This is a genomic window from Mesorhizobium sp. M0139 (assembly GCF_040322455.1).
Lineage (GTDB): Bacteria > Pseudomonadota > Alphaproteobacteria > Rhizobiales > Rhizobiaceae > Mesorhizobium.
Map to the genome: position 1 here is coordinate 168782 of NZ_JAMYTN010000009.1, position 16226 is coordinate 185007.

At 61.9% G+C, this 16226-nt stretch carries 14 protein-coding genes and 1 other RNA gene; 6 read left to right on the forward strand and 9 right to left on the reverse strand.

Features of this window, described 5'->3' with window-relative positions:
* Window positions 1-6: 6 nt before the first annotated feature.
* From NKJ58_RS17410 to ffs, 7 genes are all read right to left on the reverse strand, one after another.
* Window positions 7-1650: an ABC transporter substrate-binding protein gene (locus tag NKJ58_RS17410; protein ID WP_023725785.1), complete on the reverse strand. Its 1644-nt coding sequence runs from the start codon at window positions 1648-1650 to the stop codon at window positions 7-9.
* Between the two features lie 263 nt (window positions 1651-1913).
* Complete coding sequence (locus NKJ58_RS17415; protein ID WP_352518595.1) at window positions 1914-3191, reverse strand: lytic murein transglycosylase; 1278 nt, start codon at window positions 3189-3191, stop codon at window positions 1914-1916.
* A 194-nt stretch (window positions 3192-3385) separates the two neighbouring features.
* A complete protein-coding gene (gene recR / locus NKJ58_RS17420) occupies window positions 3386-3991 on the reverse strand; it encodes a recombination mediator RecR (RefSeq protein WP_023682028.1) in 606 nt (201 codons plus the stop codon).
* Between the two features lie 95 nt (window positions 3992-4086).
* Window positions 4087-5055, reverse strand: coding sequence for a cell wall hydrolase (locus NKJ58_RS17425; protein WP_023682029.1), 969 nt, complete (start codon window positions 5053-5055; stop codon window positions 4087-4089).
* Between the two features lie 218 nt (window positions 5056-5273).
* Window positions 5274-5597, reverse strand: a complete 324-nt coding sequence (locus NKJ58_RS17430; RefSeq protein ID WP_023682030.1) for a YbaB/EbfC family nucleoid-associated protein — start codon at window positions 5595-5597, stop codon at window positions 5274-5276.
* Between the two features lie 31 nt (window positions 5598-5628).
* Entirely contained in the window at window positions 5629-7440 is a 1812-nt protein-coding gene (locus NKJ58_RS17435) for a DNA polymerase III subunit gamma/tau (protein ID WP_352518540.1), read from the reverse strand.
* 204 nt (window positions 7441-7644) lie between these two features.
* Window positions 7645-7741, reverse strand: an RNA gene (ffs, locus tag NKJ58_RS17440) — signal recognition particle sRNA small type.
* A 157-nt stretch (window positions 7742-7898) separates the two neighbouring features.
* On the opposite strand from ffs, the gene NKJ58_RS17445 reads away from it, so the two are divergent.
* The 3 genes from NKJ58_RS17445 to NKJ58_RS17455 all read left to right on the forward strand — a co-directional run bounded on the left by NKJ58_RS17445 (window position 7899) and on the right by NKJ58_RS17455 (window position 9676).
* Window positions 7899-8318: an HIT domain-containing protein gene (locus NKJ58_RS17445; protein WP_023682032.1), complete on the forward strand. Its 420-nt coding sequence runs from the start codon at window positions 7899-7901 to the stop codon at window positions 8316-8318.
* A 35-nt stretch (window positions 8319-8353) separates the two neighbouring features.
* Window positions 8354-9295 carry an NAD(+) diphosphatase gene (nudC, locus tag NKJ58_RS17450; protein ID WP_023682033.1) on the forward strand — a complete coding sequence of 314 codons (942 nt, stop codon included), beginning with the start codon at window positions 8354-8356 and terminating at the stop codon, window positions 9293-9295.
* A gap of 75 nt (window positions 9296-9370) precedes the next feature.
* Complete coding sequence (locus NKJ58_RS17455; RefSeq protein ID WP_023669515.1) at window positions 9371-9676, forward strand: Dabb family protein; 306 nt, start codon at window positions 9371-9373, stop codon at window positions 9674-9676.
* A gap of 7 nt (window positions 9677-9683) precedes the next feature.
* Here the strand turns inward: NKJ58_RS17455 and NKJ58_RS17460 are convergent, their stop codons facing one another.
* The gene (locus NKJ58_RS17460) at window positions 9684-10547 is read right to left on the reverse strand and encodes a prephenate dehydratase (protein ID WP_352518541.1); all 864 of its coding nucleotides are present in this window, start codon (window positions 10545-10547) and stop codon (window positions 9684-9686) included.
* 53 nt (window positions 10548-10600) lie between these two features.
* Entirely contained in the window at window positions 10601-11326 is a 726-nt protein-coding gene (locus NKJ58_RS17465; protein WP_023688766.1) for a 3-deoxy-manno-octulosonate cytidylyltransferase, read from the reverse strand.
* A 193-nt stretch (window positions 11327-11519) separates the two neighbouring features.
* Here NKJ58_RS17465 and NKJ58_RS17470 point away from each other — a divergent pair, with 193 nt between their 5' ends.
* From NKJ58_RS17470 to NKJ58_RS17480, 3 genes are all read left to right on the forward strand, one after another.
* On the forward strand, window positions 11520-12185 hold the full coding sequence (locus NKJ58_RS17470) for a c-type cytochrome (protein WP_023669512.1): 666 nt from the start codon (window positions 11520-11522) through the stop codon (window positions 12183-12185).
* 151 nt (window positions 12186-12336) lie between these two features.
* Window positions 12337-14214, forward strand: a complete 1878-nt coding sequence (locus tag NKJ58_RS17475; protein ID WP_023669511.1) for an extracellular solute-binding protein — start codon at window positions 12337-12339, stop codon at window positions 14212-14214.
* Window positions 14214-16082, forward strand: coding sequence for an extracellular solute-binding protein (locus tag NKJ58_RS17480; RefSeq protein ID WP_352518542.1), 1869 nt, complete (start codon window positions 14214-14216; stop codon window positions 16080-16082). The genes NKJ58_RS17475 and NKJ58_RS17480 overlap by 1 nt, the downstream gene beginning before the upstream one ends.
* Window positions 16083-16226 lie beyond the last annotated feature (144 nt).

Below are 16226 nucleotides of genomic sequence, written 5' to 3' on the forward strand. Positions count from 1 at the left end.
CCGGCGCTATTCCTTGGAGACCGGGCCGACGAAGTTGGTGTCGAAGCTCGGACCGAGCGCAAAGCCTTTCAGGTTTTTGCGCAGGCCTGCCACTTCCAATTGCTGGTGGATGATGACGAAGGGGCTGGTGTCGAGGATCGTCTTTTCAAGGCTCTTGTACATATCGGCGCGCTTGCCGGCATCCTTCTCCAGCAAGGCTGCTTCGGTCTGCTTTGTCAGGTCCGGGATGTCCCAGGCATTGCGCCAGGCCAGCGTCTTGGTCTTGCCTTCATCCGAATTGTCCGGGTTTGAGGCAAAGGTCTGGGCGTTGGAGTTCGGATCGAAATAGTCCTGGCCCCACTGGCCGATATAGATGTCATGATTGCGGGCGCGGTATTTGGTCAGCGTCTGCTTGCCGTCGCCGGGGATAATTTCCAGCTTGATGCCGGCTTGGCCAAGCGTCTGCTGGATCGATTCCGCCATGCCGGTGGTCGGCTGTCCCGTGCGTACGTCCATGGTTACGCTGAAGCCGTCGGCCAGGCCGGCCTTGGTCAGCAGTTCCTTGGCCTTGGCGACGTCGAACTTGAACGGATTTTCGTCCAGTTCGCCCAGAACGCCCTTGGGCAGGAAGGTCTGGTGAATCTCGCCAATGCCCTTGAGGATGGTCGTGCTCAGCGCATCGTAGTCGACCAGATATTTGAACGCCTGGCGAACCTCGGGCTTGGCGAGGTTCGGATTCTTCTGGTTGAGGCTGATATAATAGACCGTGCCCTTCGGCGCGCTGGTCGTGGTGAGATCGGCATTCTTGGCGATGGCGTCGAGATCGTTCGGCTCGAGGTTGCGAGCAACGTCGATGTCGCCTGCTTCGAGCGCCAGGCGCTGTGCCGAGCTTTCCTTCATGTTGCGGTAGATGACGCGGGCGAGCTTGGCCTTCTCGCCATTGTAATTGTCGTTGCGCTCGAGCACGACGACCTCATTGGCCCGCCATTCGCGCAGCTTGTAGGCGCCGGAGCCGGCATAACCGGTCTTCAGGAAGGCGTTGCCGAAATCGTTGTCCCATTTGTAGTCGGCACTCGGCGTCACCGCGGCGACATGTTCCTTGACCAGCTTTGCGTCGACGACCGAAGCGACCGTTGCCGACAGGCAGTTTAACACGAAGCTCGGCGCATAGGCCTTGTCGACGGTGAACTGGAAGGTGGTGTCGTCGACGGCCTTGGCCTTGTCGGCAACATTGTCGCCGCTGATGCCGAACTGGTTGATGATGAATGCCGGCGGCTTGTCCAGCTTGATGGCGCGCTCGAAGGAATAGGCGACATCGGCCGCGGTCAGTGGATTGCCCGAAGCGAACTTTAGGCCGGGCTTGAGCTTGAACGTATAGACCAGGCCGTCGTCGGAAACGGTCCAGCTCTCGGCAAGGTCGCCCTTGACCTTGGAGGTGTCGCTGAGGTCGAGGCGGACCAGCAGATCATAGGTGTTGCCGGTGACCTCTGCGGTCGACAGTTCGAACGCCTCCCCCGGATCCATGGAGATGATGTCGTCGATGGCAAAACCTTCGACCAGCGTGTCGGCGGGGGTCACGGCAAAGGCCGGCGCGACGCCAATGAGCAGAGCGGACATGGCAGCACCTGCGAGCCAGACGCGCGAACGTAGAGCAAACTTTTCCATCATCATGATGATTGTTCCCTGTTTTGTTGATTGTTGACCCCGAGTTCCCGGCTCAGGGCTGCAGTAATCTTTTTCGCGGCCGGAGGACGACCGTTAGACCCCATACCGTGTTGATTTTTTTCCAGTTGGTCAACACCCTATCCGGCGGCCCTCCAACCGGCAACGGGCATTTTGCGAGCCGGCATACTGGACCGGAATACGCTGTGCGCGTCGAAGCATGGGCGAGCCAATTGCAGCCGCCGATGGGGAAAAATCTGCTCTTTTCGGTGCTACTTGATGGCAGCAACCAGATCGGCGTCGGGGAAGCAGGTGGCGGGGCGGCCGTTCTTTTCCTGCCAGGAGCCGATCGAGCGGCGGGTCTTGAAGCCGGGCAGACCATCGGCGCTGCCGACATCGTAGCCCTTGGCCTCCAGCGCCCGTTGCAGCGCGGCGATGTCGGAACGATGCAGGCCGCCGACCGCACCCCAGCTGCGGACAAAATCAGCATCGCCATGGGCGATGCGGTCAGCGCCATGGCCGATGAACAGGGCGTAGAGGTCGCTGGTGTTGTACTGTTTCAGCACGTAGAAATTGGGCGTGGCGATAAAGGCCGGGCCGCTGCGTCCGGCCGGCATCAAAAGGAGCCCTTCCGCCTTCAGTTCGTTTGCCGGAAAGGCTTTGCCGCCGACGCGGCTGATTCCCATCGCCGCCCAGGTTGAGATCTTCTTGCCTTGGTCGGGACCTTCGAGCGAGCAGGAAACGCTTTCCGGCACCGTCACCTCGAAACCCCAGCCACGCCCCTTCACCCAGCCATAGTGGACGAGATAGTTGGCGATCGAGGCCAGCACGTCCGGCGTCGAATTCCAGATGTCCGGGTGCCCATCACCGTCATAGTCGACTGCGTGCTTCAGGAACGAGGTCGGCATGAATTGCGGCTGGCCGAGCGCGCCGGCCCAGGACGATTTCATGGCGCCGACCGGCGCCAACCCATGCTCGACGATCTCGAGCGCCGCCAGCACCTCGGTGCGGAAGAAGTCCTTCTTGGTCGACATGAACGCCTTGGTGCCGAGAACCTCGAAGGCGTCGTAGGGCATTTTCGCCGCGCCGAAGCCGGTCTCGCGGCCCCAGATCGCCAACAGTATCTCGCCCGGGACACCGTAGCGCTTTTCGATCGCAGCCAGCGTCTTGGCGTTGGCCGTCTCGCGCGTGCGCCCACCTGACGTGACGGCGCGCACCGTCTTTTCGGCGAAATAGGCGCCGGGCGAACCGAACTCCGCCTGATGCTGCTTCTGCGGCGTGTTGGGCTTTTCGCCGGGCAGAACGAGGTCGGGCAGTTTGAGGTTCGGCTTCACGCCGTCGAAAGCGGCGTCGAAGGTGGATTTGGAGATGCCTTTGTTCTGGGCTTCCGGCCAGAGATCGGTTTGCAGCCAGGCGCGGAACTGGTCGTCGATTTTGGCCGCGGAGGCTGGGGAGATGAGGAAGAGGGCGAGCAGGGCTGCAAGGAATGAAAATAGTAGCAGCCTTGGAGGCTTGCGTTCCTTCACACCCCCCTCTGTCCTGCCGGACATCTCCCCCTCAAGGGGGGAGATCAGCAGCTTCTTGGACGGCATTCTTCTTTCAACGCAGGTGGTAGGCGAAAACCGAAGCGACAGCCAATCTCCCCCCTTGAGGGGGAGATGTCCGGCAGGACAGAGGGGGGTGTTTGGCGCAAACCTCGAAGAATGCGAAGCTTTCATGTCGCACATCCTGCCCGCCAATTGCGTCAAAACGCCGTCCGCGAGCGCAAGGCCGCCGCCAGCGTCCCCTCATCCAGATAGTCGAGTTCGCCGCCGACCGGCACGCCATGCGCAAGCCTGGTGACCTTGATCTCGAAACCCGAGAGCTGGTCGGTGAGATAATGCGCCGTCGTCTGGCCCTCGACGGTGGCATTGACGGCAAGGATCACCTCCTTCACCTCACCGCCGGCAACGCGGTCGACCAGCGAGCGCACGTTGAGCTGTTCGGGACCGATGCCGTCGAGCGGCGACAGCGTGCCGCCGAGCACGTGGTAGCGCACATTCATGGCCGCCGCCCGCTCCAGCGCCCAGAGATCGGAGACATCCTCGACGACGATCAGCGTCGAGGCATCGCGGCGCGGATCGGTGCAGATCATGCAAGGGTCGGAGGTATCGACATTGCCGCAGGTCGTGCAGATGCGCACCTTGTCGGCGGCTTCAGCCATGGCGGCGGCGAGCGGTGACAAAAGCTGCTCCTTCTTCTTGATCAGGTGCAGTGCCGCACGCCTGGCCGAACGAGGCCCTAGCCCCGGCACCTTGGCCAGGAGCTGGATCAGGCGTTCGATCTCGGGACCGGCGATTCGCTTTGACATCGCACTGATCTAGGATTTTTCCGCGCGCTTTGAAACATGCGCATACGCACCGAGCCCGCCATGCTGCCATGGCGGGCTCGGAAATGTTCTGGGCGTCAGTAGGCTGAGAGCGGCCGGGTTTGATCGACGATCATTGCGCCGATATCGTCGGTGTTCTCAGGCGTCGACTGGAAGCCCATCGACGCTTCCTGCGTCGCCGATGGCACCAAGGTGACGTAGCGGGCGTTCAGCGTGCCGCCGAAACGCGAGGCATCCGGCTCGGCCATCGGCTCCTGCATCGCCACCTCCGTCTGCTTGGCGGCGACGCGGGCGCTCATAGCGGGCGCCGCGGAAGCCGTCACATAGGTCTGCTCGGCCGGGGCACGTGTCGCCTTGGCTGCGCGAACCGCCGCGGCCTGCTTGGCAGGATCTGGACGGACAACGGTCTTCACCACCGGCTCGGCGGAGGCAACCTGCACCGGCGCTTCAGGCACAGGAGCGCGCGGCTGCGCCGAGGCAACCATGGTCGTGGATTCATCCGGCAGCGGCTGCCAGTTGCGGCCGCGCTTCTCGTAGAAGGCGTTGCCGCCGGCAACCATGGTGTAATGCATGTTCTTGTAGGGGAACCTCAGGCCGGCGGTGTGGAAGTACATCGTGTTCTTCAGCTTGGCCTTGCGCTCGCCCTTGAGCACCGCATCGGCGGCCTCCTCGACATCGGGCATCGCTTTCGAATTCATCGCCCGCGTCATCACGCCGGGCGCGAACTGGCCCGGTTCGCCAACCACTTGGCAAATGGTGCTGCCATGATTGCCGGAGCGCAGCCGGTTCATCACCACCGTGCCGACGGCGATCATGCCGTCACGGCTCGAGCGGTTGGACTCGAAGAACATCGCCCGCTCCAGGCATTCCTTCTCCTTCGGCGTGTTGCGGTAGGCGCGCGTCGAAAGGAAGCTGGGCGTGATGGCGTCGGTCAGGCTGGCGACCGACAGGCCGTGCGAAGACGTGGTCTGGCTGCAACCGGCCAGGAACATAGGGGAGAAGATGATGCCGAGCAGAAGCGGCGTCTTCCATCGCGTCGCGATCAACAAAAATGCCTCATTGTCCAGATGCCAGCCCGCCCCGAGAGGTGGCAAGAATGAGACTCTTAAAGGCAAAAAGATGGCTAAAGGATTAGCTTTCGTGCAGCATAGGTAAAACTTTATAAATGCCCGGATATGTCCGCGTGAGCAAAGCCGGAGAAAGTCTTAACAACAGCCTCCGCAGCCGATTTCCCTTCATAATCAATTAACTGGTTGGAGCCGGCTCAGAACGGCAATTTCATTCCGGGCGGGATCGGCAAGCCTGCCGTCAGCGCCTTGGTCTTCTCCTGCATAATCTGCTCGACCTTATTTTTGGCGTCATTGTGAGCGGCCAGCAGCAGGTCTTCGAGAATCTCGACCTCGTCCTCCTTGAACAGCGACGGATCGATCTTCAGCGACTTCATTTCGAACTTGCCGGTCAGCGTGACATTGACCAGCCCGCCGCCCGCCTGCCCGCTTGCTTCAATCGTCGCGATCTCGTCCTGCATGGCCTGGAACTTGGCCTGCATTTCCTTCGCCTTGCCCATCAGGCTGAGAAGATCTTTCATGGTCGGGTCCTTTGCGGATTCGTGGCTATGGTCAGGTTTCGTCGTCGTCGGACGGCGGCTCGACCGGCGCTTCGGCCTTGTCGGTGTCGACTTCCGGCGCGTCGGGAATGCGCACGTCGATGATCTTGGCGCCGGGAAAGCGCGCGAGGATGGCGGCCACCGCCGGATCGCTTTTCGCGTCGGAGAAAGCGGTCTCGCGCCTGGTCGATTCCATCTCGGCTAACGTCTGGCCGCCCTCTTCCTTCGACAATGACACCAGCCAGTTGCGGCCGGTCCAGGCCCGCAGCTTCGTCGTCAAGTCGTTGAGCAGCATCTTGGGCGCATCGGCGGTCAGGCCGACGTCGATACGGCCGGGCTCGATGCGCACCAGGCGAATACAGCTCTTGACCAGCACCTTGAAGGCGATGTCACGCTGCGCGTCGGCAAGAGCGACAATATCGGCCAGCGATTTCAGCGGCGGCGATTGCGGCTCGACGACCGGCTGCGGAGGCGCGACAAAGGCGACCGGGGGCGCGTCGACCAATCGCATGGTTTGCGCACCGGCTGGCCCGGACGGCATCCGGGTCTGCGCTACCGCGCTGGCGCCGCCGCCATTGCCGGCATTTACCGGCGCACCATTCGGGCGTGAAACACCACCGGACGCCGGAGCGCCGCTCTCTAGAGATTTCAGCGCCTCGTCCAGCGTCGGCAGGTCGGCGGCATGCGCCAGCCGGATCAGCACCATCTCGCCGGCGCTGACCGGTCGGTTGGACGACTGCACCTCGGGAATGCCTTTCAAGAGCATCTGCCAGGTTCGCGACAGAACCTTGACCGACAGCGTGCTGGCGAAGTCGGCGCCGCGGCGGCGCTCATCCTCGGACAGGGAAGCGTCGTCGGCAGCCGTCGGCACGAAGCGCAGCCGGGTGACGAGGTGGTTGAATTCGGCCAGATCGGTCAGCACGGCAGCCGGATCGGCGCCGGTGTCGTACTGGTTGCGGAATTCGGCAAGGGCGGCCGCCACATCGCCTTTCATGACATGTTCGAACAGGTCGACGATGCGGGCGCGGTCGGCGAGACCCAGCATGGCGCGCACCGCTTCGGCGCTGACGGCGCCGCCGCCATGGGCGATTGCCTGGTCGAGGATGGAGAGCGAATCGCGGGCCGAGCCTTCGGCGGCGCGCGCGATCATCGCCAGCGCGTCGTCGTCTACCGAAATGCCTTCCTTGCCGGCAATGGAGGCGAGATGCGCGACCAGCGCGCCGGCATCGATGCGTCTCAGGTCGAAACGCTGGCAGCGCGACAGCACGGTGATCGGCACTTTGCGGATTTCGGTGGTGGCAAAGATGAATTTGACGTGCGGCGGCGGCTCTTCCAGCGTCTTCAACAGGCCGTTGAAGGCCTGGGTGGAGAGCATGTGCACTTCGTCGATGATGTAGACTTTGTAGCGCGCCGACACCGGGGCATAGCGCACGCGCTCGATAATGTCCCTGATGTCGTCGATGCCGGTATGCGACGCGGCGTCCATCTCGATGACGTCGACATGGCGGCCTTCCATGATCGCCTGGCAGTGCTCGCCCAGGAGGGCGAGGTCGACCGAGGGATGGTCGACCGTCGGCGTCTCGTAGTTGAGCGCCCGCGCCAGGATGCGCGCCGTCGTGGTCTTACCGACGCCGCGCACGCCGGTCAGCATCCAGGCCTGGGCGATGCGGCCTGTGGAGAAAGCGTTGGTCAAAGTGCGGACCATCGGCTCCTGGCCGATCAGTTCCGAGAAATTCGACGGACGATATTTGCGCGCCAGCACGCGATAGGCGACGGCCTTTTGCTTCTCCAGGTTTTCGGGGTCCGAATTTCCGGCTTCGCTCATTCGCCCGTAAAGCTCCAAAAGGCCGCGTCTCAGCGTAGCCGATTCCTGCTAGATCGTTTCACCGTTTTCTGAAACGGCAAACCGCTCTACCCTTTGCTTTAACGCAATTCCGGACGGGAAACCGCTCACACTTTCCCTGGAATTGCTCCAATAGTCTCGCCCGCGCTGCAATGCGTCGTCAATGTCGCGAGAGGGGCCGATGAGGTGGGAGGCTGGAACAATGACCCGTTCCGGGCTCGTTAGGGCTGCTTCCTTCCGGACCTGACCCGGTTGGCGAGTGGATCGTCCACCACCAACCTCCCGCGTTCCATATCGGCAATTCAGCGATCAAATGCAAGGGTGCATTGAGAATCGGATGCCCTTGAACTCCGCCGCTCAATGAATCGCTTGCAGCCCCCGTGCAGCCGCTCTAGCGTCATGAGTTTGGGAATAATGCGAGAAGCGCAAGGGAAACGCCAATGCTACCGGGCCTCAAGGCCGGATTCACGCTCGACTCCAGGCTGGAGGCGGATAGCGAGCAGCTGATGTGGCTCGGCCTGTGCGAGCTCAGGGTGATGAACGATAGCCGCTGGCCATGGCTGGTCCTGGTGCCGCAGCGGCCGGGGGCCGAAGAAATCCACGACATGACGCCGCTCGACCAGGCGATGTTGACCTTCGAAACCAACATGGTGGCGCAGGCGCTGAAAAGAACCACGGGCTGCACCAAGATCAACACCGGCGCGCTCGGCAACATCGTTCGGCAATTGCATGTCCACGTCATCGCCCGCTCGGAAGGCGATCCGGGCTGGCCGGGGCCGGTGTGGGGGCACGGCATGCGCGAGCCCTATGAGCGTTCAGGCATCCGCCAATTTGCGCAACAGATCAAGGCGGCGCTATAAGCCGCCTGTGTCCATCCCTAGACGTTCGAGCTTCCATGACCTTTCGCCTTTTTGACGCGCCCTTGCGCGAACCGAGCCAGTTCGTCGGCTTCGCCGGAAACACGATTGATCGGCAATCCGAGAACCGCGCCGACGATTCCGTCGAAAGGGCGTTGGCCGATCCCTCGGCACGTCTTCTGCCGATGCATGGCGGACGGCTGTATCTGAAATTGCACGATGGCAGCTTCGACCCTTGGTTCGATCTGGCTGAGAGCCAGAAGCTGCAGCCATCACTCGCACAAGGCGTGCTGCTTGGCTTTGCCGAGAGCGGCCCGGTCCTTGCCGTGCCGGTCGGCCTCGATCCCGAACAGCTACCGGAGACCATGAAGGCGATCGATTATCGCTCGGTCTATATGCAGGGGCTGATCGACGAGGCGGCAGCGGGCGCGCTGGCGCAAGGCGCCGCCCTGCTTGCCTGGCATGCCACCCATCGCTTCTGCAGCAAATGCGGCCATGAATCGCATATGCGGGCCGGCGGCTACAAGCGCCATTGCCCAAATTGCGGCACCGAGCACTTTCCACGCACCGATCCGGTGGCGATTATGCTGACGGCGACGCGGGAAAAATGCCTGCTCGGCCGCGGCCGGCATTTCGGGCCCGGCATGTACTCGGCGCTTGCCGGCTTCATCGAGCCGGGCGAGACGATCGAGGCGGCGGTGCGCCGCGAAACGCTGGAGGAAGCCGGCATCCGGCTCGGCCGCGTCGTCTACCATGCCAGCCAACCCTGGCCGTTCCCCTATTCGCTGATGATCGGCTGTTTCGGCGAACCGCTCAATGACGACATCCAGGCCGATCTCAACGAGTTGGAAGATTGCCGCTGGTTTTTTCGCGACGAGGTGCGTTCCATGCTGGAGAGGACGCACAAGGACAATCTGGTCACGCCGCCGAAAGGCGCGATCGCGCATCATCTGATCCGCGCCTGGGTCGACAGCGAATAAGACTTGTTATTTTACGCAATTCCGGACGGAAAACCGCTTCACACTTTTCCTGGAATTGCTTAACGGGAGCAAAAAATGATCCGTCACACCGTGGTTTTCACCCTGAAGCACCCGCAGTACTCGCTGGAGGAAAAGCGGTTCCTCTCCGATGCCAAGCGCATCCTCAGCGCAATCAAGGGCGTCACCCATTTCGAGCCGCTGCGGCAAGTCAGCCCGAAGAACGACTATCACTTCGGCTTCTCGATGGAGTTCGTCGATCAGGCCGCCTACACCAGATACAATGAGCACCCGGACCACGTCGCCTTCGTGCGTGACCGCTGGATCCCGGAAGTCGAAACCTTCATGGAAATCGACTATGTGCCGCTGACCCTGCTGGTTTAGGGGAACCTTAGTCCGCGACCTTCCACTGCTCGCGCGACTCACTGGCGGGATAGACGCCCAGAATGCGCACTTCGCGCGAGAAGAAGCGCAGTTCGTCCAGCGCCAGCTTGACCAGCGGATCGTCGGGATGGCCCTCGATATCGGCGTAGAACAGCGTCGCGGTGAAGGCGCCCAGTTGATAGCTCTCCAGCTTCGTCATGTTGACGCCGTTCGTGGCGAAACCGCCCATTGCCTTGTAGAGCGCAGCCGGCACGTTGCGGACACGGAACATGAAGGTCGTCATCATCTTGGTGTCGGCCGAGGGCCGTTCGGCCAATCGCTTGTCCTTGGTCAGGACGACGAAGCGGGTGACATTCGAGTCCGTGTCCTCGACATTTTTCTCGATGATGTCGAGGCCATAGAGTTCTGCGGCGAGCGCAGGCGCCAGCGAGGCCATGCTGCGGTCCTTGAGCTCGGAGACCAGCTTCGCCGAACCCGCCGTGTCGCCGGCAATCACCGGCTTCCAACCATTCTTGCGGATGTATTTGCGGCACTGTCCCAGCGCATGGATATGGCTGTGCACGGTCTTGATCTCTTCGCGTTTAACGCCGGGCAGCACCATCAGCTGGAAATGGATCGGCAGGAAATATTCGCCGACGATGTGGAGTTTCGATTCCGGCAACAGATGATGGATGTCGGCGACGCGGCCGGCGATGGTGTTTTCGATCGGGATCATGGCGAGGTCGGCCTTGTTGGTCTCGACCGCGTTGAAGGCGTCCTCGAAGGTCGGGCACGGCAACGGCTCCATCGAGGGGAACATGTTGCGGCTGGCGGTGTCGGAATTGGCGCCCGGTTCGCCCTGGAAGGCTATTCTGTCGGTCTTGTCAGGCATGCCGATATCTCAGGTTTGAAAGGATCTGCGGTGTCAGGAAAGAATTTATCTTCTCAGCAAAGAATTTGTCTGGCGCGTTCGAGGTCTTCCGGCGTGTCGACGCCGAGCGGCAGCGATTGCACGATCTCGGCATCGATGCGCATACCGGCCTCCAGCGCCCGCAACTGCTCCAGCCGCTCGCGCCGCTCCAGCGGCGACGGCTTCAAAGCGACGAAGCGTTCGAGGGCTGAGCGCCGATAGGCGTAGAGGCCGACATGGTGATAGAGCGGCCCCTCGCCCCAGGGCGCGGTGGCGCGGGTGAAATAGAGCGCCTTCAGCCGCGTCGCCGACAACGGCGAACCGACGATCTTGACGACGTTGGGGTTGGCCTTTTCCTCGTCGCGGACGATCTCGACGCCGAGCGTGGCGATGTCGACCGCAGCGTCCTCGAACGGTTTCAGCGCCGCACCGATGATCTTGGGATCGATGGTCGGCAGGTCGCCCTGCACATTGACGATGGTTTCGACCTTGCGATCGGGGTCGAGGGCGGTCAGCGCCTCGAAGATACGGTCGGAACCGGATTCGTGGTCGGTGCGCGTCATCACCGCCTCGAAACCGTGCGCGCGCACCGCTTCGGCCACGTTGCGCGTGTCGGTTGCCACCACTACCCGGCCAAGCCCAGCCTCAGCGGCGCGGCGGGCGACATGGACGATCATCGGCGCGCCGGCTATGTCGGCCAGCGGCTTGCCCGGCAGGCGCGTCGAGGCCATGCGGGCCGGGATCAGGATGAGCGTGGACATCGAGGTTGCAAGGCGTTCGAAAGAGGATGGGGAAAGTGGCAAAAGGTCTCACTGGAAGCGCCCTTATAGGTGTTGCAACGCCCAAGCAAAAGACCTAGTTTCCGCCCGATTTGACCGGCTCGACGGGGTGGGTCACGATACCGACGGACGGAGTGGACGGAGAGGTCCGCCGGAAAAGGGAGCCCTGGGGCGTATGGATTCCAACGAAGTCAACAAACTGCTCGCCGGGTTGCTTGGAACCTGTTTCGTCGTCTTCTCGGTCGGTTTGGTGTCCGACGCCCTGTTTGCCTCGCCGGCGCCGGAAAAACCCGGCTTTGCCATCGAGGCGACGGAGCCTGCCGAAGGCGGCGCCGCCGGACCCGCAGCAGAGGCGAAGCCGATCGCCGACCTTTTGGCCACCGCCAATGTCGAGCAAGGTGCGGCCGTCTTTAAGAAATGCCAGGCCTGCCATTCCGGCGAAAAAGGCGGCCCCAACAAGGTCGGCCCGGATCTCTGGGACATCGTCGACCGCCCCGTCGCCGAGCATGAGGGCTTTGCCTATTCGGCCGGCATGAAGGAGTTTTCCAAGGGCGGCGCCGAGAAGTGGACCTATGACAATCTCAACCACTTCATCACCTCGCCGAAGAAATTCGTGAAGGGCACGGCGATGGGCTTTGCCGGCCTGCCGAAGGACGAGGACCGCGCCAACGTCATTGCCTATCTGCGCACGCTGTCGGATAGCCCGAAGCCGCTGCCGACGCCAGGTGCCGCCGCCGATGCAACGGCGCCGGCCAAGCCGGCCGAGGGTGCCGCTCCGGCCAAGCCGGCTGAAGGTGCAGCTCCAGCCCCTGCGACGCCGGCACCGGCGCCCGCCAAATAACCGAATTGTCATCTCCATGACCTCAAAAAAGCCGGGTTCAGCCCGGCTTTTTGTTAGGAAAATCGCATATGCGGCGACAAAGCCGCCGCATGGCGGTTTTCACCGGCGTCAAATCATTTAGGATTGCCGGGCATCGCGACGAGGAGAACGCATGACGGTTGGCCGAACGCTTCTGAGGTCCTTTCTGGTTGTGGGCGCCCTCGCAGGCGGCCTGCAGGCATCCTTCCCCCAGGAATGGCACACCACCTCTTCGCTGATCGGCCCCTCCAAATATGGCGAGAACTTCCAGCGCTACGATTATGTGAATCCGGATGCACCGAAGGGCGGTACCTACAATTCGGTCGTTTCCGGCACGTTCGACAGCTTCAATCCCTATATCGTTCAGGGATCGCCGGCGGCCGGCCTGCAGCCATTTGGCGGCGGCCTGCTCTACGACACGCTGATGGACCAGGCGACTGACGAAGGTAGCGTCAGCCACCCGCTCGTCGCCGATGCCTACAAGTACCCGACCGACTATTCCTCGGCCACCTACCGGCTCGACCCGCGGGCGAAATGGCATGACGGACAGCCGATCACAGTCGACGACGTGATCTGGTCGTTCCAGGTGCTGAAGGCCAACAGCCCGATGTACAGCCGCTATTTCGAAAACGTCACCGACGCCGTCGCTGTCTCGGACCGTGAGGTCGAGTTCCACTTCGACCAGAAGGGCAATCGCGAACTGCCCAAGATCCTCGGCGACCTTGTCGTGCTGCCCAAGCATTGGTGGGAAGGCACCGACGCCAATGGCAAGAAGCGCGACATCACCAAGGGGACGCTGGAGCCGCCGCTGGGCTCGGCTGCATACAAGATCGCCAGCTTCAAGGCGGGGTCGGAAATCGTCTGGCAGCGCGTCCCCGACTATTGGGGCGCCAAGCTGGCTGTGAAGATCGGTCGGGAGAATTTCGACACGCAGCACTTCACCTACATTCTTGACGACAACGCCTCCTGGGAGGCGTTCAAGAAAGGTGGCCTCGACGATATCAAGCCGGAAAACAGCTCGAAGCGCTGGGCGACATTTTATGATTTCGCGGCGATCAAGGCCGGCGATGTGATCAAGCAGGAGTTCAAGACCACCTCGCCCGAGCCGATGCAGGCTTTCATGCTCAACCAGAGACACAAGCTCTTTGCCGATCGTCTGGTCAGGGCCGCGCTCACCTATCCCTTCGATTTTGAATCGATGAACCGCACGCTGTTCTTCGGTTTCAACACCCGCACCCACAGTTATTTCCAGGGCACGGAACTGGCCTCGAGCGGCCTGCCGCAAGGCAAGGAGCTGGAGATCCTGGAGAAGTACCGCGACAAGCTGCCGCCGGAAGTATTCACGCAGGAATTCAAGCTGCCGGTCTACGATTCGCCGCAGGCGGAGCGCAAATATCTGAAGCAGGCGGTCGACCTGTTCGCCCAGGCCGGCTGGGTGATCAAGGGCGGCAAGATGGTCAACGCCAAGACCGGCGAGCCATTCAAGTTTGAAATCCTAGGCTCGAATGAAACCGACCAGGTCATTTCCAGCCCCTGGATCGCCAATCTGCGCAAGATCGGCGTCGATGCGACACTGCGCATCGTCGACCCGAGCCAGTACACCAACCGCGTCAGAAATTTCGATTACGACGTCATCACAGGACAGCTCCAACAGTCGGAATCGCCCGGCAACGAGCAGCGCGATTTTTGGAGCTCCAAGTCCGCCGACACACCGGCATCGCGCAATTATTCCGGCATCAAGAACCCGGTCGTTGACGCCCTTGTCGACCGCATCATTTTTGCCACGGATCGCGATGACCTCGTCGCCACCACCCATGCGCTCGATCGCGTGCTGCTGTGGAATTACTATGTGGTGCCGCAATACTATCGCGCCGTTGTGTGGCTGGCTTACTGGAACAAGTTCGGCATCCCGGAAAAGCAGCCCGGCTACCGTGGCGCCGATATCGATTCCTGGTGGATCGATGCGGACAAGGAAAAGGCCCTGGCCGCCAAGTACAAGGGCAGCAATTGATGGCGGGGCTCCCTCGCCGCGATTTCCTGGCCCTCAGTGGCGCCGCGGCCGTTGCTGCGCTGCTGCCGGGCAAGGCTTTCGCCGCCAGCCCAACCGGCGTGAAACTGCATGGACTGTCGGCTTTCGGCGACCTCAAATACAAGCCGGACTTCACTCATTTCGACTATGTCAATGTCGATGCGCCGCAAGGTGGCGTCTTCAACTTCCTGCCGCGCAACTGGCTTGCCAACCAGACGCCGCTGACCTTCAACACGCTGAATTCGTTCGTCCCCAAAGGAGATTCGCCCCAGCGCACGGAGATGTGCTTCGATTCACTGATGGTGAGAGCGTACGACGAACCTGACGCCGTTTACGGGCTGATCGCTGACGGCGTGACGATTTCCGACGACCGCAACGACTTCACCTTCTCGCTGCGCCCGCAGGCCCGCTTCCATGACAACACGCCATTGACGGCCGAGGATGGCGCCTTCACCTTCAAGCTGCTCAAGGACAAGGGGCACCCGTACTATTCCCTGCCGCTAACGCATCTGGATGACGCGATTGCCGTGGATGCCCACACGCTGCAGCTTAGGTTTTCCGGCAAGCAGACAAGCCGCACCATCCTCAACGTCGTCGAGTTCCCGGTCCTGTCGAAGGCGTTCTACACGGCCAACCCGTTCGATTCCTCGCAGATGAACCCGCCGTTGGGGTCAGCCGCCTACAAGGTCGGTCGCTGGTCGGCAGGGGCCTGGATCGAATATGAGCGTGTGGCTGATTATTGGGGCAACGACCTGCCGGTCAATCGCGGCCAGAACAATTTTCAGCGGATTCGCGTTGAGTTCTATCAGGACCGTAGCGTTGCCTTCGAAGCGTTCAAGAAGGGAGAAATCCTCTACAGGGAGGAATTCACCTCGCGCGTCTGGGCGACCGGCTACGACTTCCCAGCCTTCACTGCCGGCAAGGTGGTGAAGCACGAATTCCCGGCCGAAACGGTGCCTTCGATGCAGGGCACCGCCGTCAACCAGCGGCGCGAGCAGTTTCGCGACTCGCGCGTGCGGCAGGCGATCGGGCTGTGCTTCGACTTCGAATGGACGCGGCGCAATTTCTTCTACGGTTCCTATGAGCGCTCGCAATCCTGCTTCGAGAAATCCGAATTTCGCGCCGAGGGCAGACCGTCGCCACAAGAATTGGCTCTTCTTGAGCCGCTGCGTGAGCAGATTCCCGCCGAGGCTTTTGGCGAAGCCGTGATCCAGGACGCGTCGAACGGCTCCGGCCGCGACCGGCAGTTGCTTGGCAAGGCGGCCAAGCTTCTGGCCGAGGCCGGCTGGAAACGGTCCGGCAATTTCGTCGTGAACGACAAGGGTGGTCGGTTGTCCGCAGAGTTTCTTGTCGACGACGAAGTCTTCGAACAGGTCTACTCGCCCTGGGTCGAAAACATGAAGGCGGTCGGCATCGATGCCTCGATCCGGCTGGTGGATGCCGCGCAATATCAGCTGCGGCAGAATTCGTTCGACTACGACCTCGTCTCGGTCGCGGCCTCGTTTCCGGCGACGCCAACCCGTGATGACCTCGAAACCATTTTCCATTCGCGAGCAGCTACCGTATCGGGCTCTCGCAATCTGCCGGGAACGTCGAGCCCGGCCATCGATGCCCTGGTTGACGCCGCAGGTGCCGCCGAGGGTCGCGAAAGCCTGACAATTGCCATGCGCGCGCTCGACCGGGTCTTGCGTGCACGGAGGGATTGGATTCCAAGTTGGTTCCTGGCGAATCATCGAAGCGCCTATTGGGACATGTTCGGTTTTCCCGAGCGGAAACCCGATTTCGACTTCCCGGTCGAAGCGCTGTGGTGGGTCGACAAGGGCAAGGCGGCAAAAATTGGCAAAGGGTAGGCTGTTGCGCGGCACTTTACCCTCCCCCTCGTGGGGAGGGTCGGTGAGCACTTCGTGCGCAGCACGAATGGCGAACCGGGGTGGCGGTGTGACGGCGTACGCCGGATCGAGACTACCCCCACCCCGCTCCGCTTCGCGGATCGA